This is a genomic window from Amycolatopsis rhabdoformis, from assembly GCF_035918295.1.
GTDB classification, from domain to species: domain Bacteria; phylum Actinomycetota; class Actinomycetes; order Mycobacteriales; family Pseudonocardiaceae; genus Amycolatopsis; species Amycolatopsis rhabdoformis.
Map to the genome: position 1 here is coordinate 2,704,057 of NZ_CP142149.1, position 16,141 is coordinate 2,720,197.

Sequence of the window (16,141 nt, forward strand, 5' to 3'; positions counted from 1 at the left end):
GTGCGCACCATGCCGGAGGACCGCAAGCTCGTCGACTACCTCAAGTGGGTCACCGCCGACCTGCACCGGACGCGCCGCCGGCTGGCCGACGCCGAGGCCGGGCGGGGCGAGCCGATCGCGATCGTCGGCATGGCCTGCCGGTTCCCCGGCGGCGTCCGGTCGCCGGAGGACCTGTGGCGCATGGTGGCCGACGGAGCCGACGGCATCGACCGGTTCCCGACCGACCGCGAGTGGAACCTCGCCGTGCTCGCCGGCGACGGCCGCGGCCACAGCGCCACCGACGTCGGCGGGTTCCTCTACGACGCGGCCGAGTTCGACGCGGGGTTCTTCGGCATCTCGCCCCGCGAGGCCACCGCGATGGACCCGCAGCAGCGGCTGCTGCTGGAGACCAGCTGGCAGGCGTTCGAACGCGCCGGCCTCGACCCGGAAACCCTGCGCGGCAGCCGGACCGGCGTGTTCGTGGGCACCAACGGGCAGGACTACGCCGAGCTCGCGCTGGGCGCGGCCGAGGACGTGGAAGGCCACGCGGGCACCGGCCTCGCCGCGAGTGTCGTGTCGGGCCGGATCTCCTACGTCTTCGGGCTCGAAGGCCCGGCGATGACGATCGACACGGCCTGCTCGTCGTCGCTCGTCGCGCTGCACCTGGCCGGCCAGGCGCTGCGCAGCGGCGAATGCACGCTCGCGCTGGCCGGCGGGGTCACCGTGATGTCCACGGCCATGGGGTTCGCCGGTTTCACGCGCCAGGGCGGGCTCGCCGAGGACGGCCGCTGCAAAGCCTTCTCCGACGACGCCGACGGCACCGGTTGGTCCGAAGGCGTGGGGATGCTGGTGGTCGAGAAGCTGTCGGACGCCCAGAAGAACGGTCACCCGATCCTCGCCGTGGTGCGCGGGTCGGCGGTGAACTCCGACGGCGCGTCCAACGGCCTGACCGCGCCGAACGGGCCTTCGCAGCGCCGCGTGATCCGCCAGGCGCTGGCCGCCGGTGGACTGTCCACTCAGGACGTCGACGCGGTGGAAGCGCACGGCACCGGCACAGTGCTCGGCGACCCGATCGAGGCGCAGGCCGTGCTCGCCACCTACGGGCAGGACCGCGAGACGCCGATTTACCTCGGGGCGGTGAAGTCGAACCTCGGCCACACGCAGGCGGCGGCCGGGGTCGCGGGGATCGTGAAGATGGTCATGGCGTTGAAGCACGCGACGCTGCCGAAGACGCTGAACGTGAGCACACCGTCGTCGCATGTGGACTGGTCGGCCGGCGCGGTCGAGCTGCTCACCGAGCAGCGGCCGTGGCCCGCGGTGGACCGGCCGCGCCGCGCGGGCGTGTCGTCGTTCGGCATCAGCGGCACCAACGCGCACGTGATCCTCGAACAGGCGCCGGACCCCGACCCGGTCGTGGCCACGCGGCCCGCACCGGCGGCGGTGCCGTGGGTGCTCTCGGGTCGCACGCCGGCCGCGCTCAAGGCCCAGGCCGAGCGGTTGCAGGGCGCCGCCGAGACCGCCGACCTGCTGGATCTGGCGCACTCGCTCGTTTCGACACGGTCCGCGTTCGCGCAGCGGGCGGTGATCCTCGGCGCGCAGCGAGCCGACTTGATCGGTGGCCTGGCCGCGATCGCCGAAGGCCGTCCGGCACCGGAGGTCGTGGCCGGGGTGGCCGACGTGTCCGGCAAAACCGTGTTCGTCTTTCCCGGCCAGGGTGTGCCGTGGGCGGGCATGGGTGGCCGGCTGCTCGACGAGAACCCGGCGTTCGCGGCGAAGATCGCCGAGTGCGCCGAAGCGTTGCGGCCGTACGTGGACTGGGATCTGGCCGAGGTGCTGCGCGGCGGGCCGGGCGCGCCTTCGCTCGAGCGCGTCGACGTGGTGCAGCCGGCGTCGTTCGCGCTCACTGTCGCGCTGGCCGCGCTCTGGCGTTCGGCCGGGATCGAGCCCGACGCGGTGGTCGGGCACTCGCAGGGTGAGGTCGCGGCCGCCGTCGTCGCCGGGGCGCTGAGCCTCGCCGAGGGTGCGCGTGTGGTGGCGCTGCGGGCGAAGGTGCTCACGCGCACGATCGCCGACCGCGGCGGCATGCTGGCGATTCCGTTGCCGTTGGCCGAGGTCGAGGACCTGCTGGCGGGTACGCCGATCGCGGTCGCCGCCGTGAACAGCCCCGAGTCGGTGTCCGTGTCCGGGGAGTCGGCGGCGCTCAGCCGGTTGTTCGACGACCTCACCGCGCGCGACGTGCGCGTGCGCCGGATCTCCATGGGCTACGCGTCGCACTCGTCCGAGGTTGAGGTGCTGCGCGACGAGCTGCTCGCCGAGCTGGGCGAGGTCACCAGCGCCACGCCCGAGATCCCGATCTACTCGACGCTCACCGGCGCGAAGCTCGCCGAGCCGATGACCGCGGACTACTGGTACCGCAACCTGCGCGGGGTCGTGAAGTTCGAGGACGCGGTGCGCGCGCTGCTCGCCGACGGCCACCGCGCCTTCCTCGAACCGAGCGGCCACCCGGTGCTCACCGGCAACGTCACCGGCATCCTCGAAGACACCGAAACCGCCCGCGCGCTCGTGACCGGCACCCTGCGCCGCGACGACGGCGGCCTCGCGCGCGCCCTCAAGTCGCTGGCCACGGCGTATACCCGCGGCTTGCGGGTGGACTGGCGGCCGCTGCTCGACGGCGCGCGCACCATCGAGCTGCCGACGTATGCGTTCCAGCGCGAGCGCTACTGGCCGCGCAAGGCCGCGTTCACCGGCGACGTGACCTCGGCCGGACTGTTCCCGGGGGCCCACCCGCTGCTGGGCGCGATGGTCGCGCTCGCCGGGTCCGACGGGGTGGTGTGCACCGGCCGGATCTCCGCGCGCACGCATCCGTGGCTCGCGGACCACACGCTGGGCGGCGTGATCCTGTTCCCCGGCACCGGGTTCCTCGAGCTGGCGGTGCGGGCCGGTGACCACGTCGGCGCCGGCCGCGTCGAAGACCTCACGCTGGCCGTGCCGCTGGTACTCGGCCCGGACGACGTCGTGACGATCCAGGTGCGCGTCGGTGCCGAGGACGAGGACGGCGGCCGCCCGGTCACCGTGCACTCGCGCCCGGCGGACGACCTCGACGCCGCCTGGACCGAGCACGCGAACGGCCTGCTCACCTCCGGCGAGACCCCGGCCGGGTTCGACGCCGCGGTGTGGCCGCCCGACGGCGCCGAGTCCGTGGACGTGGCCGACTTCTACGAGAATTCTTCTTACGGCCCGCTTTTCCGGGGTCTCAACGCGGTGTGGCGCCGCGGCGACGAGGTGTTCGCCGACGTGGAGCTGCCTGGCGGCGCCGGCGACGCGGACTCCTACGGGGTGCACCCGGCGCTGCTCGACTCGGCTTTGCACGCCGCGACGTTCGTAGGCTCGGGCGCCGCGCGCGGCCGGATCCCGTTCGCCTGGACCGGCGTGACGCTGCACGCGGGCGGCGCGTCCGCGCTCCGCGTGCACCTGACGGGGGACGACAGCGGCACGATCACCGTGGCCGCCGCCGACGTGACCGGCCGTCCGGTGCTCACGGTCGACGGCCTCGCCTTGCGCGCCGCTTCCACCGCGACGGCCGCGAAGCCGGACGCGGCCGCGGAATCGCTCTTCCGGCTCGACTGGGTCACGGCCGACGGACTGGCCACTGTGGACGGTCGCCGCTGGGCCGTGGTCGGCGCCGACCCGTTCGGTGTCGCCGACGAGGTGGCGGTGACCGGCGAGATCGTGTCCGGGTACGCCGAGACCCTGGCCGGCACGGCCGACGGGTCGACGGCACCGGACGTGTGCCTCGTGCCGATCACCGGCGAGGCCGGCCCGGCGGCCGCGCACGAGCTGACCGCGCACGCCCTCGCGGTGCTGCAGGACTGGGCCGCCGACGAGCGCTTTGCCGACACCCGGCTCGTGTTCGTGACCCGCGGCGCGATCGCGGCCGACGCCGGCGAGACCGTGCCGGACCCCGCAGCGGCGGCGGTGTGGGGATTGGTGCGCTCGGCGCAGGCGGAGAACCCCGGCCGTTTCCTGCTCGCCGACGTCGACCTCGCGGCGACCTCGCTGAGCGCGGTGGCCGGCGCCGTCGGGTTGCTCGACAGCGGCGAGACGCAGGTCGTGATCCGCGACGGCGCCGTGCGCGTCGGCCGGCTCGCGCGCCTTGCGAGCGGCGCGAGCCTCGCGCCGCCGACCGGTGGTGTCCCGTGGCGCCTCGCGACCACGGTGAAGGGCAGCCTCGACGGCCTGGTGCTGGAACCGCGGCCGGAGTTCCTCGACGAGCCCGTGGGCCGCGACGTGCGGGTGCGCGTGACCGCGGCTGGGATGAACTTCCGCGACGTGCTCAACGCGCTCGGCATGTACCCCGGGGAAGCGGGCGCGTTCGGCGCCGAGGCCGCCGGGGTCGTCGAGGCGATCGGCCCGGCCGTGACGGACCTCGAGGTCGGCGACCGCGTGTTCGGCATGCTCGGCGGCGGCTTCGGCACCCACGCCGTGGCCGACGAACGGTTCCTGGTCCGCACCCCCGACGCGTGGTCCGAAGTGGACGCCGCGTCGATCGCGCTGGTGTTCCTCACCGCGTACTACGCGCTGGTCGACCTCGCGGACCTGCGGCCGGGGGAGTCGATCCTCGTGCACGCCGGTGCCGGCGGCGTGGGCATGGCCGCGATCCAGCTGGCCCAGCACCTCGGCGCCGAGGTGTTCGCGACGGCGAGCGAGGCCAAACAGGACACCCTGCGCGAGCTCGGGATCGCCGAGGACCACCTCGCGTCCTCGCGCACCACGGACTTCGAGGAGAAGTTCGCGCGCGCCACCGGCGGCCGCGGGGTCGACGTGGTGCTCAACGCCCTGACCGGCGAGTTCCTCGACGCCTCGCTGCGCCTGCTCGCCGGCGGCGGCCGCTTCCTGGAGATGGGCAAGAAGGACCTGCGCGACCCCGCGGCGCTCGGCGATGTCGCCTACCACCCGTTCGACCTCGGCCAGGTCGACCCGCAGCGCGTGCAGGAGATGCTGCGAAGCCTGCTGACGCTCTTCGCCGACGATGCGTTGACGCCGCTGCCCGTGCGCACCTGGGACGTGCGCGACGCCCCGGAGGCGTTCCGGTTCATGAGCCAGGCCAAGCACATCGGCAAGCTCGTGCTCACCGCGCCGGCGGCGTGGCGGCCCGACGGGACCGTGCTCGTGACCGGCGGCACGGGTGTGCTCGGTGGCCACGTCGCCCGGCACCTGGTGCGCGAACGCGGTGTGCGGCACCTGCTGCTGGTCAGCCGCCGCGGCGCGGACGCGGACGGCGCGGCCGAGCTGCACCGGGAACTCACCGAGGCGGGGGCCGAGGTGCGGCTCGCCGCGTGCGACACCGCCGACCGCGCCGCGCTGGCCGAGCTGCTGGCGAGTGTCGCGGCCGACCACCCGCTCACCGCGGTGATCCACACCGCCGGGGTGCTCGACGACGGCGTGATCCCGTCGCTCACGCCCGAGCGGCTCAGCGCTGTGCTCCGACCGAAGGTCGACGCCGCGTGGCACTTGCACGAGCTCACCCGCGACCAGGACCTCGCCGCGTTCGTGCTGTTCTCGTCCTTCGCCGGCGTCAGCGGCGGGCCGGGCCAGGGCAACTACGCGGCGGCCAACGTGTTCCTCGACGCGCTCGCCCAGCACCGCGCGGGTCTCGGCCTGCCCGCGACCTCGCTCGCCTGGAGCCTGTGGGCCGAGTCGAGCGGCATCACCGGCAAGCTCTCGCGGGCGGACGTCGAGCGCATCGACGCCGCCGGGCTCCCGACCATCGCCACCGACCAGGGCCTCGCGATGCTCGACGCGGCACTTTCCGTGCGCGAGCCGCTGATCGCGGCCCTGCGCGTGGCCGGCGGCGGGAAGTCGCAGGGTGAGGTGCCGGCCTTGCTGCGTGGGCTGGTGAAAGCACCGCGGAAGGCCGCGGCCAAGGCTGCGACCTCGGCGGGTTCGGTGCGCGACCGCCTGGGCGGGCTCGACGCGGCGGCGCAGCGGCAGCTGCTGCAGGACGTGGTGTGCGATTTCGCCGCGGCCCTGCTCGGACACCGGGACGCGAGTTCCGTCGACCCGGAACGCGACTTCCTCGAGGCAGGCTTCGACTCGCTGATCGCGGTGGAGCTGCGCACGAAACTCGGTGAGGCCACGGGCCTGCGCCTGCCGTCCACGGCCGTGTTCGACAACAAGACCCCGGCCCGGCTGGCCGAGTGGCTGCGGGACGAGCTGGCCGGCTCGGTCGCCGCCGCCGCGCCCACACCCGGCACGGCCGCACCGGTGGCCGGCGACACGCTCGACCGGCTGTTCTTCCGCGCGGCCAACGGAGGAAAGCTCCCCGAGGCGCTCGGCATGCTCAAGGCCGTCGCGGCCATCCGCGACACGTTCGACACCCCGGCCGAGCTCGAGGACCTGCCCGAGGCCGTGACCCTGGCCGACGGACCGGCGGCACCGCGGCTGATCTGCATCAGCTCGCCGGTGGTCACCGGCGGGGTGCACCAGTACGCGCGGATCGCGGCGCACTTCCGCGGCAAGCGGCACGTGTCCGCGCTGCCGCTGATCGGGTTCGCGCTCGGTGAGCCGCTGCCGGCCTCGGCGACGGCGGCCGCGCGAGTGGTCGCGGAGAGCGTGCTGCACGCGAGCGACGGGGACCCGTTCATCCTGGTCGGGCACTCGTCGGCGGGTTCGCTGGCCTACGCGGCGGCCGGAGTGCTGGAGCAGACGTGGGGCGTGCGGCCGGACGGCGTCGCGCTGCTCGACACGCTCAGCATGCAGCACCGCGCGGGCGAGAACGTGGACTTCGTGGAGACCACCCGCTTCTACCTCGCGGAGATCGAGAACCCGACGGTGACGCTCAACAGCGCCCGGCTCTCGGCGATGGGGCACTGGTTCAGCAAGATGGCCGACCTCGAGACCCCGAAGACCACCGCGCCGACGCTGCTCGTGCAGTGCGCCGTGGACCTCTTCGGCGACGAGATCGAGCACGACCAGGACGACCTGCTGGCCCGCGTGCCGGCCGATGTGGTCACGACCGTGGCCGCCGATCACTTCTCGCTCGCCAAGGAGGACTCCGCCCTCACCGCGCGGGCGGTCGAGGAGTGGCTCGCCACCCTCTGAGCCGCTCCGCCCCAGCTCGGGCCTGGTCATCGTCGATTCGACCCCGGCGGTGACCAGGCCCGGCCCAGTTGCGGGGTTTTCCCGAGCCGGAGAACGGGTATCGAGCACACACACGCGAAAACGGGAGGCCTCATGACCAGTGCCGTGGCGGTGCTGCCCTCGTGGCTGCGAGCCCGGCCGGCCCAGGCTCCGGGCTGGGTGCGGGCACCGTGGCCGGCCGAGGACGACCGGTCGCTCACCCTCGCCTTCCGCGTCGCCCGCGGCGCGGGCCTCTCCCGGCGCGCTGCGGCCCGCCTGTGCCGTCGGCTGGTGCGCGAGGGACAGCTGGCCGCGGGCCGCGACCGGCTGCTGGCCGCCTTGTCCGCGACGCTGCGCCCGCGCGTGGCCGAAGATCGGCTGGCCAAGGCGACCGCCGACGCGTTGCTGCTCGACGCGTTCCAGACCCTGCCCCACGGCCGCCGCGGCCTGCTCTGGTCGGCCCTGCGCGAGCAGCGCAGCGCCGCCGAGCTCGCCGCCGAATCCGGTCTGCCCGCGCAGCGTGTGCACGAACAGCTGCGCGACGCCCTGCGTGAGCTCTCGGCGGGTCGGCCCGCCTGAACCCACGAACCGAACGCACGACAAAGCCGCCCTGGAAGTCACCAGGGCGGCTTTGTCGCGACCGGTCAGTCGTTGACCGACAATGCGCCGGAGGGACAGGTCTGCACCGCGTCGCGCACTTCGCTCTCCGATTCAGGCGGGGCGAGCACGGTGACGATCCCGTCGTCGTCCTGGTCGAACACCGCGGGCGCGCTCAGCACGCACTGACCCGCGCCGACACAGCGGTCGCGATCCACTTGCAGCTCCATCACGGTTTCCTTCCTCACCAGCGCACCGGCAGGCCGTGGAGGCCGAAGAGCACGCCGTCGTACTTGAACGGCAGGTCGGCCACCGCGGCGTCGAGAGCGAGGGTGGGAATGCGCTCGAACAGCGTCCGGTAGGCGATCTCCAGCTCGGCCCGCACGAGGTTCTGCCCGAGGCACTGGTGCACGCCGTAGCCGAACGCCACGTGGTGGCGCGCCGAACGGCCCGGGTCGAACTCCGCGGCGTTCGAGAACGGGCAGCCGTCGTGGTTGGCGGCGGCGATGAGCGGCACGATGCCCTCGCCGGCGCGGATCAGCTGCCCGCCGATCTCCACGTCTTCGGTGGCCACGCGCAGCGCGACCAGGTCGGCCACCGAGTGCAGCCGCAGCAGCTCTTCGACCACGCGGTCGTCGCCGACCCAGTCCGGGTTCAGCAGCAGCGTGACCACACCGAGCGCGATGTTGTTGGCGGTGGTCTCATGCCCGGCGATCAGCAGCAGCATCGACACGCCGGACATCTCGGCCGGGCTGATCGCCTCGCTCGCCAGCAGCTGCGTGATCAGGTCCTCGCCGGGACGCTTCTTCTTGATCGTGATGAGCCGGCCGAGGTAACGCAGGATCTCCTTGCCCGCCTTCTCCTTCTCCTCGTCGGTGGAGAAGAACGAGACCAGCGTGCGGGTCTTCGACTCGAAGAACTCGTGGTCGGCGTAGGGCACGCCGAGCAGCGCGGAAATCACCAGCGACGGCACCGGCAGCGCGAACTCCGCCACCAAGTCGGCGGAGTTCCCGGCGGCGAGCATCGCGTCGACGCGGCCGTCCACGATCTCCTGGATCGCCGGGCGCAGCTCGCGGATCTTGCGCACGGTGAACTCGGGGATCAGCGTCTTGCGGAACCGGCCGTGCTCGGGCGGGTCGAGCGCGACGAACCAGCCCGGCACGTCGGGCACCCCGCCCGTACGGCCGATGCGCGGGAAGCCGTCGTGGCCCGGGTTGGAGCTGATCCGCGGGTCGGTGAGCACGGCGCGCACCTCTTCGTGGCGCGTCACGAGCCACACGGTGTTGCCGCCCGGCAGCTGCGATCGCACCAGCCCGCGCTGTTCGCGCAGCCGCGCGTACTCCGGCGGCGGGAACGGCGCGCCCTCGCGGCGGGCGGGGAACTCGACGAGGGTCGTCTCCTCGGCGCTCGGCATGGCAGGTGTCTCCCTTCGCGCGCGGTCAGCGCGCCTGGTAGAACTCGCGGACCCGGCCGGTGATGTGGTCCTGGTCGGCCTCGGTGAGCCCGGTGTGCGTGGGCAGGTAGAAGCCGTCCTCGGCGAAGGTGTTCGCCTTCAGCCGCGGCCAGACCTGTTCGAGGTACATCGGCTGGCGGCTCATCGGCTTGAAGAACAGCCGCGTCTCGATCCCGTGGCCCGCCAGGTACTCGCGCAGCTCTTCGCGGCGGGTGGCGCGCAGGTCGTACATCCAGAGCACGTCGCGCGGCGGCATCAGGGTGACGCCGTCGATGCCCGCGAGGCCGGCGTCGTAGCGGGCCTCGATCTTCGCGCGCTCGGCGAGGATCTCGTCGAGGCGTTCGGTCTGCGCGAGCGCGACGGCGGCCTGCATGGCCGTCATGCGGAAGTTGTAGGCGAGCTTCTTGTGCAGGAAGCTGTGGTCGCTCGTGAAGGCCATCGCGCGCAGGTGCGCCATCTGGCCGGCCAGGTACGCGTCGTCGGTGAGGCAGATCCCGCCCTCGCCGGAGGTGATGATCTTGTTGGCGAACAAGGAGAAGCACGCGATGTCGGCCACCGGCTTCACGCCGTGGGCTTCGGCCGAGTCCTCCACCACGCGCAGGCCGTACTGGTGCGCGAGGTCCATGATCGGGGCCATGGCGCAGCTTCGGCCGTAGATGTGCACCGGCATGATCACCTTGGTGCGCGGGGTGATCTTCTCCTCGATGAGGTCCGCGTCGATGTTCAGGTCGTCGCCGCAGTCCACGAACACCGGCGTGGCACCGGTGTAGGTCACGGCCCACGCGCTGGCGATCATCGTGAACTCCGGCACGATCACCTCGTCGCCGGGGCCGACGCCCAGCGCCCGCAGCGCGAGCGTGAGCGCGGTGGTGCCGGACGAGCAGGCGACGCCGTGCGCGCTGCCGTTGTAGGCGGCGAACGCCTCCTCGAACCGGCCGACGAACGGGCCCTGGGAAGAGATCCAGCCGTCGCCGATGGTCTCGGTGACGTAGTCGAGCTCGTGGCCGCTCAGGTGCGGCCGGGACACCGGGTACTGGTACGCCATGGAGAGTCCTCGCTCGGTCGGAGTGGGCGGGGTGGGCTGTGTTGGTTCGGGTCAGCCGAGCAGCGCGAGCACGGCGTCGGCGGCGGCCTCGCGGCCTCCAGCGTCGCGTTGCGCCCGCGAGAAGTGCTCGGCCCGCGTGCGGTAGCGCGGCTGCTCCAGCACCCGGGTGAGCTTGTCGGTCACGTCGTCGGCGTCGAACGTGGCTGGCCGGTCCAGCGTGAGGCTCACGCCGGCGTCGGCGCCGCGGATCGCCTGGTCGTAGCAGTCGACCCAGAGCGGACGGATCACCAGCGGTTTGCCGAAGTAGATGCCCTCGTGGAAGCCGTTGCCGCCGCCGTGGTTGAAGAACACCTTCACGCTCGGGTGGGCGAGCACGTCGAACTGCGAGGGCACCCAGTCCTCGATCCGCAGCGTCTGCGGCAGCTCGGCGGGCAGGAAGTGCTGCTGCTCGCTCGGCAGCTTCCACAGCACCGAATGCCCGCGCGCGCCGAGCCGGCGCGCCACCTCGACGAGCGCGGCGACCTGCTCGCGGGTGAGCCGCGTGATCGTGCCGAATCCCATGTAGACGACCGAGCCCTGCGCGTCGAGCCAGGCCGGCAGCTCCACGGCGTCGGGCGCCTGGGGCAGCGGTGGCACGAGTGCGCCGACGAGCTTCAGGTGCTCGGGCACCGGGAACGGGTAGTCGAGGCCGGCCACGGAGTAGCACAGCACGAGCTCGGCGTGGTCGATGCGCGACATCACGCCGCTCGCTTCGGGCGCGATGCCCAGCTCGGCGCGGATCTCCTTGTCCCGGGCCAGCTGCTTGCCCAGCGCCGGCTTGAGGAACATCGCGAGCGTGCGCCACTTGAACAGCCGGTTCTCCCAGCGCTGGCGCGTGGTCATGCGGTAGGGCAGGCCGGAGTGCGGCACCGGGAAGTCGCGGCCGGTGTGGCTCTTCGCGAATGGCGTGTAGGCGGTGAGCATGGTGCTGGCCATGAACGGAACGCTGAGCACGTACGGGATCCCGCGGGTGATCGCCAGCTCGAACGCGAACTGCGACATGCTCTCGATGACCATCAGCGCCGGCTCGATCTTGTCCACGGCGGCCTCGAGCCGGCGGTACTTCTCCACCCGCAGCCCGGGGTCGAGCGTGTGCTCGATGACCGCGCGGTGGGCCTTGAACCGGGAGGGCTGCGTGACCGCGCGGTAGGTCTCGTCGTCCCAGGTCACCGCCGACATCTCGGGCACGACGTCGCCGAGGGAGGCGAACTCGACGATGCCTCCGGCACCGTCGCCGCCGAGGGCTTCGACCGCGCCGCGGCGGTTCTCGTCGGTGGCGAACCACAGGTCGGGCACGCCGCGGCGGGCGAGCTCGCCCGCCAGCGTGAGCACCGGGTTCAGCAGGCCCGCCTCGGGCGAGCTGACGAACAGGATCGGCCGCCGGGTGCCGGTGGCGCCTGCGTCGTTCATCGGGATCTCCTCGACTCGGTCCTGCCCACGTCCGGTCTCTGTGATCCCACGCGGGGGCCGGGAAAATCCCTAGAACCGGCGGCCGCGGCGTTGGTTTCTGGGGGTTTCCCGTGATCGCCGCGGTGAAACTGGGCTTCGGGTGGGGCCGTCCGGTGACGGCGCCGGGGGGAAGCAACCCATTCCACGCAGGGTCGAGGAAGAGGTTCACCGAACATGGCGATGATCTGCGGGACGGATTCCGTCCGCACACTGACCGACCTGGAACGCGACGCCGTGAAGATGGCCGAAGAGCTGGCGTCGCGCGGGATCGGCCGTTCGGATCGGGTGCTGCTGAAGGCGGACAACTCGGTGGGCTACCTGACCGCGCTGCTCGCCCTCATGCACGTGGGCGCGTCGGTCGCGCTCATCGACCACCAGGAGAAACCCGAGTCCACCGGCGAGCTGATGGACCGGGCCGGGGTGGTCCTGTGCGTGACCGACGAGAACGCGGAGCTGCCCGAGGACACCGACGTCAGCCGGATCACGATCTACGAGCTGGCGCTGGCCTCGGCCGGGCGCACCCCGAAGGCCACGCTGGACACCTCGGCGTGGTGCGAGCTGCCGGACGGTCTGCTGATGTGGTCGTCCGGCTCCACCGGCAACCCCAAGGCGATCGTGAAGTCCGGCGGCTCGTTCCTGGAGAACCTGCGCCGCAACATCGACGCGGTGGGGCACACCGAAAGCGACGTGCTGGCGCCGTTCCTGCCGTTCTCACACCAGTACGGGCTCTCGATGCTGCTCATCGCGTGGCTCACGCGCTGCTCGCTCGTGGTGGCGCCGTACCGGCGGCTCGACCACGCGCTGAAGATGGCCGACCTGTGCGGGGCCACGGTGTTCGACGCGACGCCGGCCACGTACCGCAGCATGCTCAACATCGCCCGCAAGCGCCCGGCCCTGCACGCCACCCTCGACCGCGCGCGGATGCTGTGCGTGGGCGCGGCGCCGCTGATTCCGGGCCTGGTCGACTCCTACGTCGGCGAGTTCGGCAAGCCGCTGCTCGACAGCTACGGCAGCACCGAACTCGGCAACGTCGCGTTCGCCACGACAGACAACCCGGTGGCCACCGGCCGCCCGGTGCGCGGCGTCGACGTGAAGATCGTGGACGACAACGGCGCCGAGGTGCCGGCGGGCGAGACCGGCGAGATCATGGTGCGCACGCCCGACGTGATGGCCGGCTACCTCGACGAGTACGGCCAGGTCGACCCGGTGCTCGGCGACTGGTTCGCCAGCGGCGACTTCGGCATCCTCGACCGCGGCGGCAGCCTGCACGTGCTCGGCCGCAAGCGCGCCGTGCACCGCGGCGGCTACACGCTCTACCCGGACATGATCGAGCGGCGCGTGGCGGAAACCGGCTGCCTGGCGAAGATCGTCGCGGTGCCGTGCGAGCGCTACGGCAGCCAGCTGATCGCGTTCGTGGAGGACGACACCGACCGCGACCCGGCCTTCTGGCGGGCGCGGATGGCCGAGGTGCTGCCCGCCTACGAGGTGCCGAGCCGGGTCGTGGTGATCGACGCGTTCCCGCTCAACCGCAACGGCAAGCCCGACAGCCGGCGGCTGCAGGAACTGGCGGTCACCGCATGACCTCGCCCGACGCGGCGCCGTCCCCGCTCCCCGGCGGGGGCGGCGCCGCCGCGGTGTTCCCGGGCATGGCCGCCGCGTCGTACGCCGAGCTCGGCCGGTTTCTGGTGCTCGACCGGTACGCGCGGCCGCGGGTGGCGGAGGCCGATGAGGCGCTCGGTGAGTCGCTGCTGACCGGGTACCGCGCGGAAGAGCTGACGTACGGGCCGTTTTCGCAGGTCGCGTTTCTCGTGGCATCCCTTGCCTGCGCGGACCGCGCGGTGGGGGACCTGGGCCTGCGCCCGGAGGTCTGCGCGGGCGCGAGCTTCGGCCACCGCCCCGCGGCAGTGCTCGCCGGCGCACTGTCCTTTGCGGACGCCGTGCGGCTCACGGCGGACCTGGCCCGCTGCGAGGTCGCGTATTTCGGGGAGCTGGGCGAAGAACTCGTGACGCAGTGCTTCGTCCGTGTGCCCGACGGCGTGGTCTCGGCGCTGCTGACCGACTTCGCGGAACGAGGGGAGTGGCTCGAGTTGTCGGTGGAGCTGGGCGACGGTTCGGTCATGCTGTCGCTGCCGGACCGCCTGCTGGACGAGGTGATCACCACGATGCGCGAAGCCGGCGCCTACGTGATGCAGACGATGCGGCCGGCCGTGCACGCCCGCCGCTTCACGCCGCTGCGCGAGCTGGCCACCCCGTTCGTCGACCGCTGCGCTCTGGTGGACCCGGTGCTGCCGCTCGTCGCCGACCAGGACGGCCGCGTGCTGCGCACGGCCGCCGAGGTCCGCACGATGCTGCTCGACACGTTCGACCACCCGGTGGACTGGCCGGCGCTCGTGACCTCACTGGCGGCCGGGGGAGCGGTCACCGCGTACGTGACCGGCCCGGACCAGCTGTTCCACAAACTGGCGGCTACGAAACGCGCGTTCGCGACGGTGGTGCCGGTGACCCCGAAAACCGCGAGCCGGCCAGTGGCTCAACCGGCCTGAACAAACCGAAGGCCCGCCCCGGATCTCCTCCCGGGGCGGGCCTTCTCTTATGTATAACGCCCTATACGGCACGCGATGGGCGCAGCACCTCAGCTTGGGAGCTCCACCGGGGCCAGCTCGGCAAAAACATCGCCAGGACCGGGATTGCTCGGAAACGTCGTGCCGCCCAGGTGGTCGAGGACGCCCCACACCGCGTTGAGGGCCGTGGTGACCGCGCCTTCGGCGAAGCCGGCCGTCCAGGAGATGTCGTCGCCGCAGAGGAAGAAGCCGCGGCGGTCGGGGGGCAGGTCGTGCTGGCGGAACTGGGTGAAGAGGCGGCGCTGGTAGCGGTATTGGCCGGGCAGGTTGGCGCGGAAGGCGCCCATGAAGTGCGGTTCGCGCTCCCAGCTGATGGTGACCGGGTCGCCGATCACGTGCGACGCGATGTCCACGCCGGGGTAGATGGATTCAAGGCGGCGCAGGAGCACGGTGAGGCGCTCGTGGTCGTCGAGGGTCGCGAACTTCGCCGAGTCGTCGTTCCACGTGTAGGACAGGCACATCACGCCGGGCCGGTCGGGGCCGTGGTCGAACAGGTACACGCCGCGCGGTGAGCGATCGGTCAGGGTCATGCCCATCACGTCGTGGCCGCCGACGGGGTCGGCGTCGAGCCAGAAGGGGCGGTCGGTGAGCACGAACAGCTTCGACGAGCTCATGTAGTGCGTGCGCTCGACCGCGATCCACTCGTCGGTGGTCAGCAGCGGTTCGGGGCAGTCGACGCGGCCCAGCAGCGTCCACACGTGCGGCGTGAACACCACCGCCGGGTACGCCTCGCTCCGGCCGGTCGCGTCGGTGACCACCAGGTCACGGCCGGCACGGCGGATCTTCGCGACGGACGGGCGCGGCCGGCCGCCGTGCAGCGCGGCGAGCGACGTGCCCTTCGGCCAGAACACCGTGTCCGGCGAGTGGGCCCACAGTCCGCGCGGCACCTGCTGCGCGCCACCGACGATGCTGACCTGGTCCACGTCGGCGTGGGTGTAGACCACGCGCAGGATCTCCAGGATCGAGTTGGGGAAGTCGGTGTCCCAGCCGCCGGTGCCGAAGCCGACCTGGCCGAACACCTCGCGGTGGCGGAACGAGTCGAACGCGCCCGAGCGCGCGAGGAAACCGTAGAACGACTCGTCGTCCAGCTCGGCCACCAGCCGGTTCCACACGGCCTTGATGAGCCCGACGTCGCGGCGCGCGATCGCGTTCTCCATGGTCGAGAGCTCGGCGCGGTCCTGCAGCGCCTTGTTCCACGCGTCGGCGACCTCCTGGTACACCGTGGGCAGATCGCGTGCGGTACGGGCGCGGTGCACGGTGCCGCCCAGCTCGATCACGGTGCTGGGCGTGGTGGGCGCGAGCGGGTTGGGGAACGGCCGGGTCGCGAGGCCGAGCGAGTCGATGTAGTGGAACAGCGTGGTCGCCGAAGGCGGGAACCGCATCGCGCCGAGGTCGGCGACCGCGTGCTCGTGCTCGCCGAAGGTCACCGATCGCATCCGGCCGCCGAGCTCACCGGCCTCGTACACCACGGGCCGCAGCCCGAGCCGCAGGAGCTCGTAGGCCGCGACCAGGCCGGAGACCCCGCCGCCGACCACGGCCACGGGGGTGCCGTGGCGGTGCGCCGGCAGCTCGCCGAGGCCGGCCGGGTGGGTCACCCAGCGGTCGTAGCCGAAGGGGAAGTCGGGCACGAGCATCGTCATCCGCTCGGTCGCGGCCAGCGTCATTTCGGCACCTCATTCTCCGGGTGGATCGTTCGCCATGGTGCGGGCGCCCGGGCCGGGAAAACCCGAGAGATCGGGGCAGGAAAGGGCCGTCGTCTAAGGGAAAGTACAGCGGGACCGTCCCTAACATCCGGGCACGATGGGTGTCCTCCTGCCTGCTTAGGGGTGGTTCTGCGTC

General features: G+C 72.4%; 8 protein-coding genes and 2 pseudogenes. 5 read left to right on the forward strand and 5 right to left on the reverse strand.

Annotated elements, in window-relative coordinates; all coding sequences use genetic code 11:
• From VSH64_RS12425 to VSH64_RS12430, 3 genes and pseudogenes are all read left to right on the forward strand, one after another.
• Positions 1-5,673, forward strand: a pseudogene (locus tag VSH64_RS12425) (SDR family NAD(P)-dependent oxidoreductase); the annotation flags it as partial.
• Positions 5,674-5,994: 321 nt separating this feature from the next.
• Positions 5,995-7,080: pseudogene (locus tag VSH64_RS48610) on the forward strand (phosphopantetheine-binding protein); the annotation flags it as partial.
• 132 nt (positions 7,081-7,212) lie between these two features.
• The gene (locus VSH64_RS12430) at positions 7,213-7,677 is read left to right on the forward strand and encodes a hypothetical protein (RefSeq protein ID WP_326835720.1); all 465 of its coding nucleotides are present in this window, start codon (positions 7,213-7,215) and stop codon (positions 7,675-7,677) included.
• Positions 7,678-7,742: 65 nt separating this feature from the next.
• Here the strand turns inward: VSH64_RS12430 and VSH64_RS12435 are convergent, their stop codons facing one another.
• Genes VSH64_RS12435 through VSH64_RS12450 form a run of 4 tightly spaced genes read right to left on the reverse strand, consistent with a single transcriptional unit; the run spans position 7,743 to position 11,642 of the window.
• Positions 7,743-7,925, reverse strand: coding sequence for a ferredoxin (locus tag VSH64_RS12435; RefSeq protein ID WP_326835721.1), 183 nt, complete (start codon positions 7,923-7,925; stop codon positions 7,743-7,745).
• 14 nt (positions 7,926-7,939) lie between these two features.
• Positions 7,940-9,109 carry a cytochrome P450 gene (locus VSH64_RS12440; protein ID WP_326835722.1) on the reverse strand — a complete coding sequence of 390 codons (1,170 nt, stop codon included), beginning with the start codon at positions 9,107-9,109 and terminating at the stop codon, positions 7,940-7,942.
• A 25-nt stretch (positions 9,110-9,134) separates the two neighbouring features.
• Positions 9,135-10,193 (reverse strand): DegT/DnrJ/EryC1/StrS family aminotransferase, encoded by a 1,059-nt coding sequence (locus VSH64_RS12445; RefSeq protein WP_326835723.1) that lies wholly within the window; start codon positions 10,191-10,193, stop codon positions 9,135-9,137.
• 51 nt (positions 10,194-10,244) lie between these two features.
• A complete protein-coding gene (locus VSH64_RS12450) occupies positions 10,245-11,642 on the reverse strand; it encodes a glycosyltransferase (protein WP_326835724.1) in 1,398 nt (465 codons plus the stop codon).
• Between the two features lie 213 nt (positions 11,643-11,855).
• On the opposite strand from VSH64_RS12450, the gene VSH64_RS12455 reads away from it, so the two are divergent.
• Positions 11,856-13,262 (forward strand): class I adenylate-forming enzyme family protein, encoded by a 1,407-nt coding sequence (locus tag VSH64_RS12455; RefSeq protein WP_326835725.1) that lies wholly within the window; start codon positions 11,856-11,858, stop codon positions 13,260-13,262.
• Positions 13,259-14,224, forward strand: a complete 966-nt coding sequence (locus VSH64_RS12460) for an ACP S-malonyltransferase (RefSeq protein ID WP_326835726.1) — start codon at positions 13,259-13,261, stop codon at positions 14,222-14,224. Before VSH64_RS12455 ends, VSH64_RS12460 begins: the two co-directional genes overlap by 4 nt.
• 89 nt (positions 14,225-14,313) lie before the next feature.
• Here VSH64_RS12460 and VSH64_RS12465 read toward each other — a convergent pair whose 3' ends face one another.
• Entirely contained in the window at positions 14,314-15,966 is a 1,653-nt protein-coding gene (locus VSH64_RS12465; RefSeq protein WP_326835727.1) for a flavin monoamine oxidase family protein, read from the reverse strand.
• Positions 15,967-16,141 lie beyond the last annotated feature (175 nt).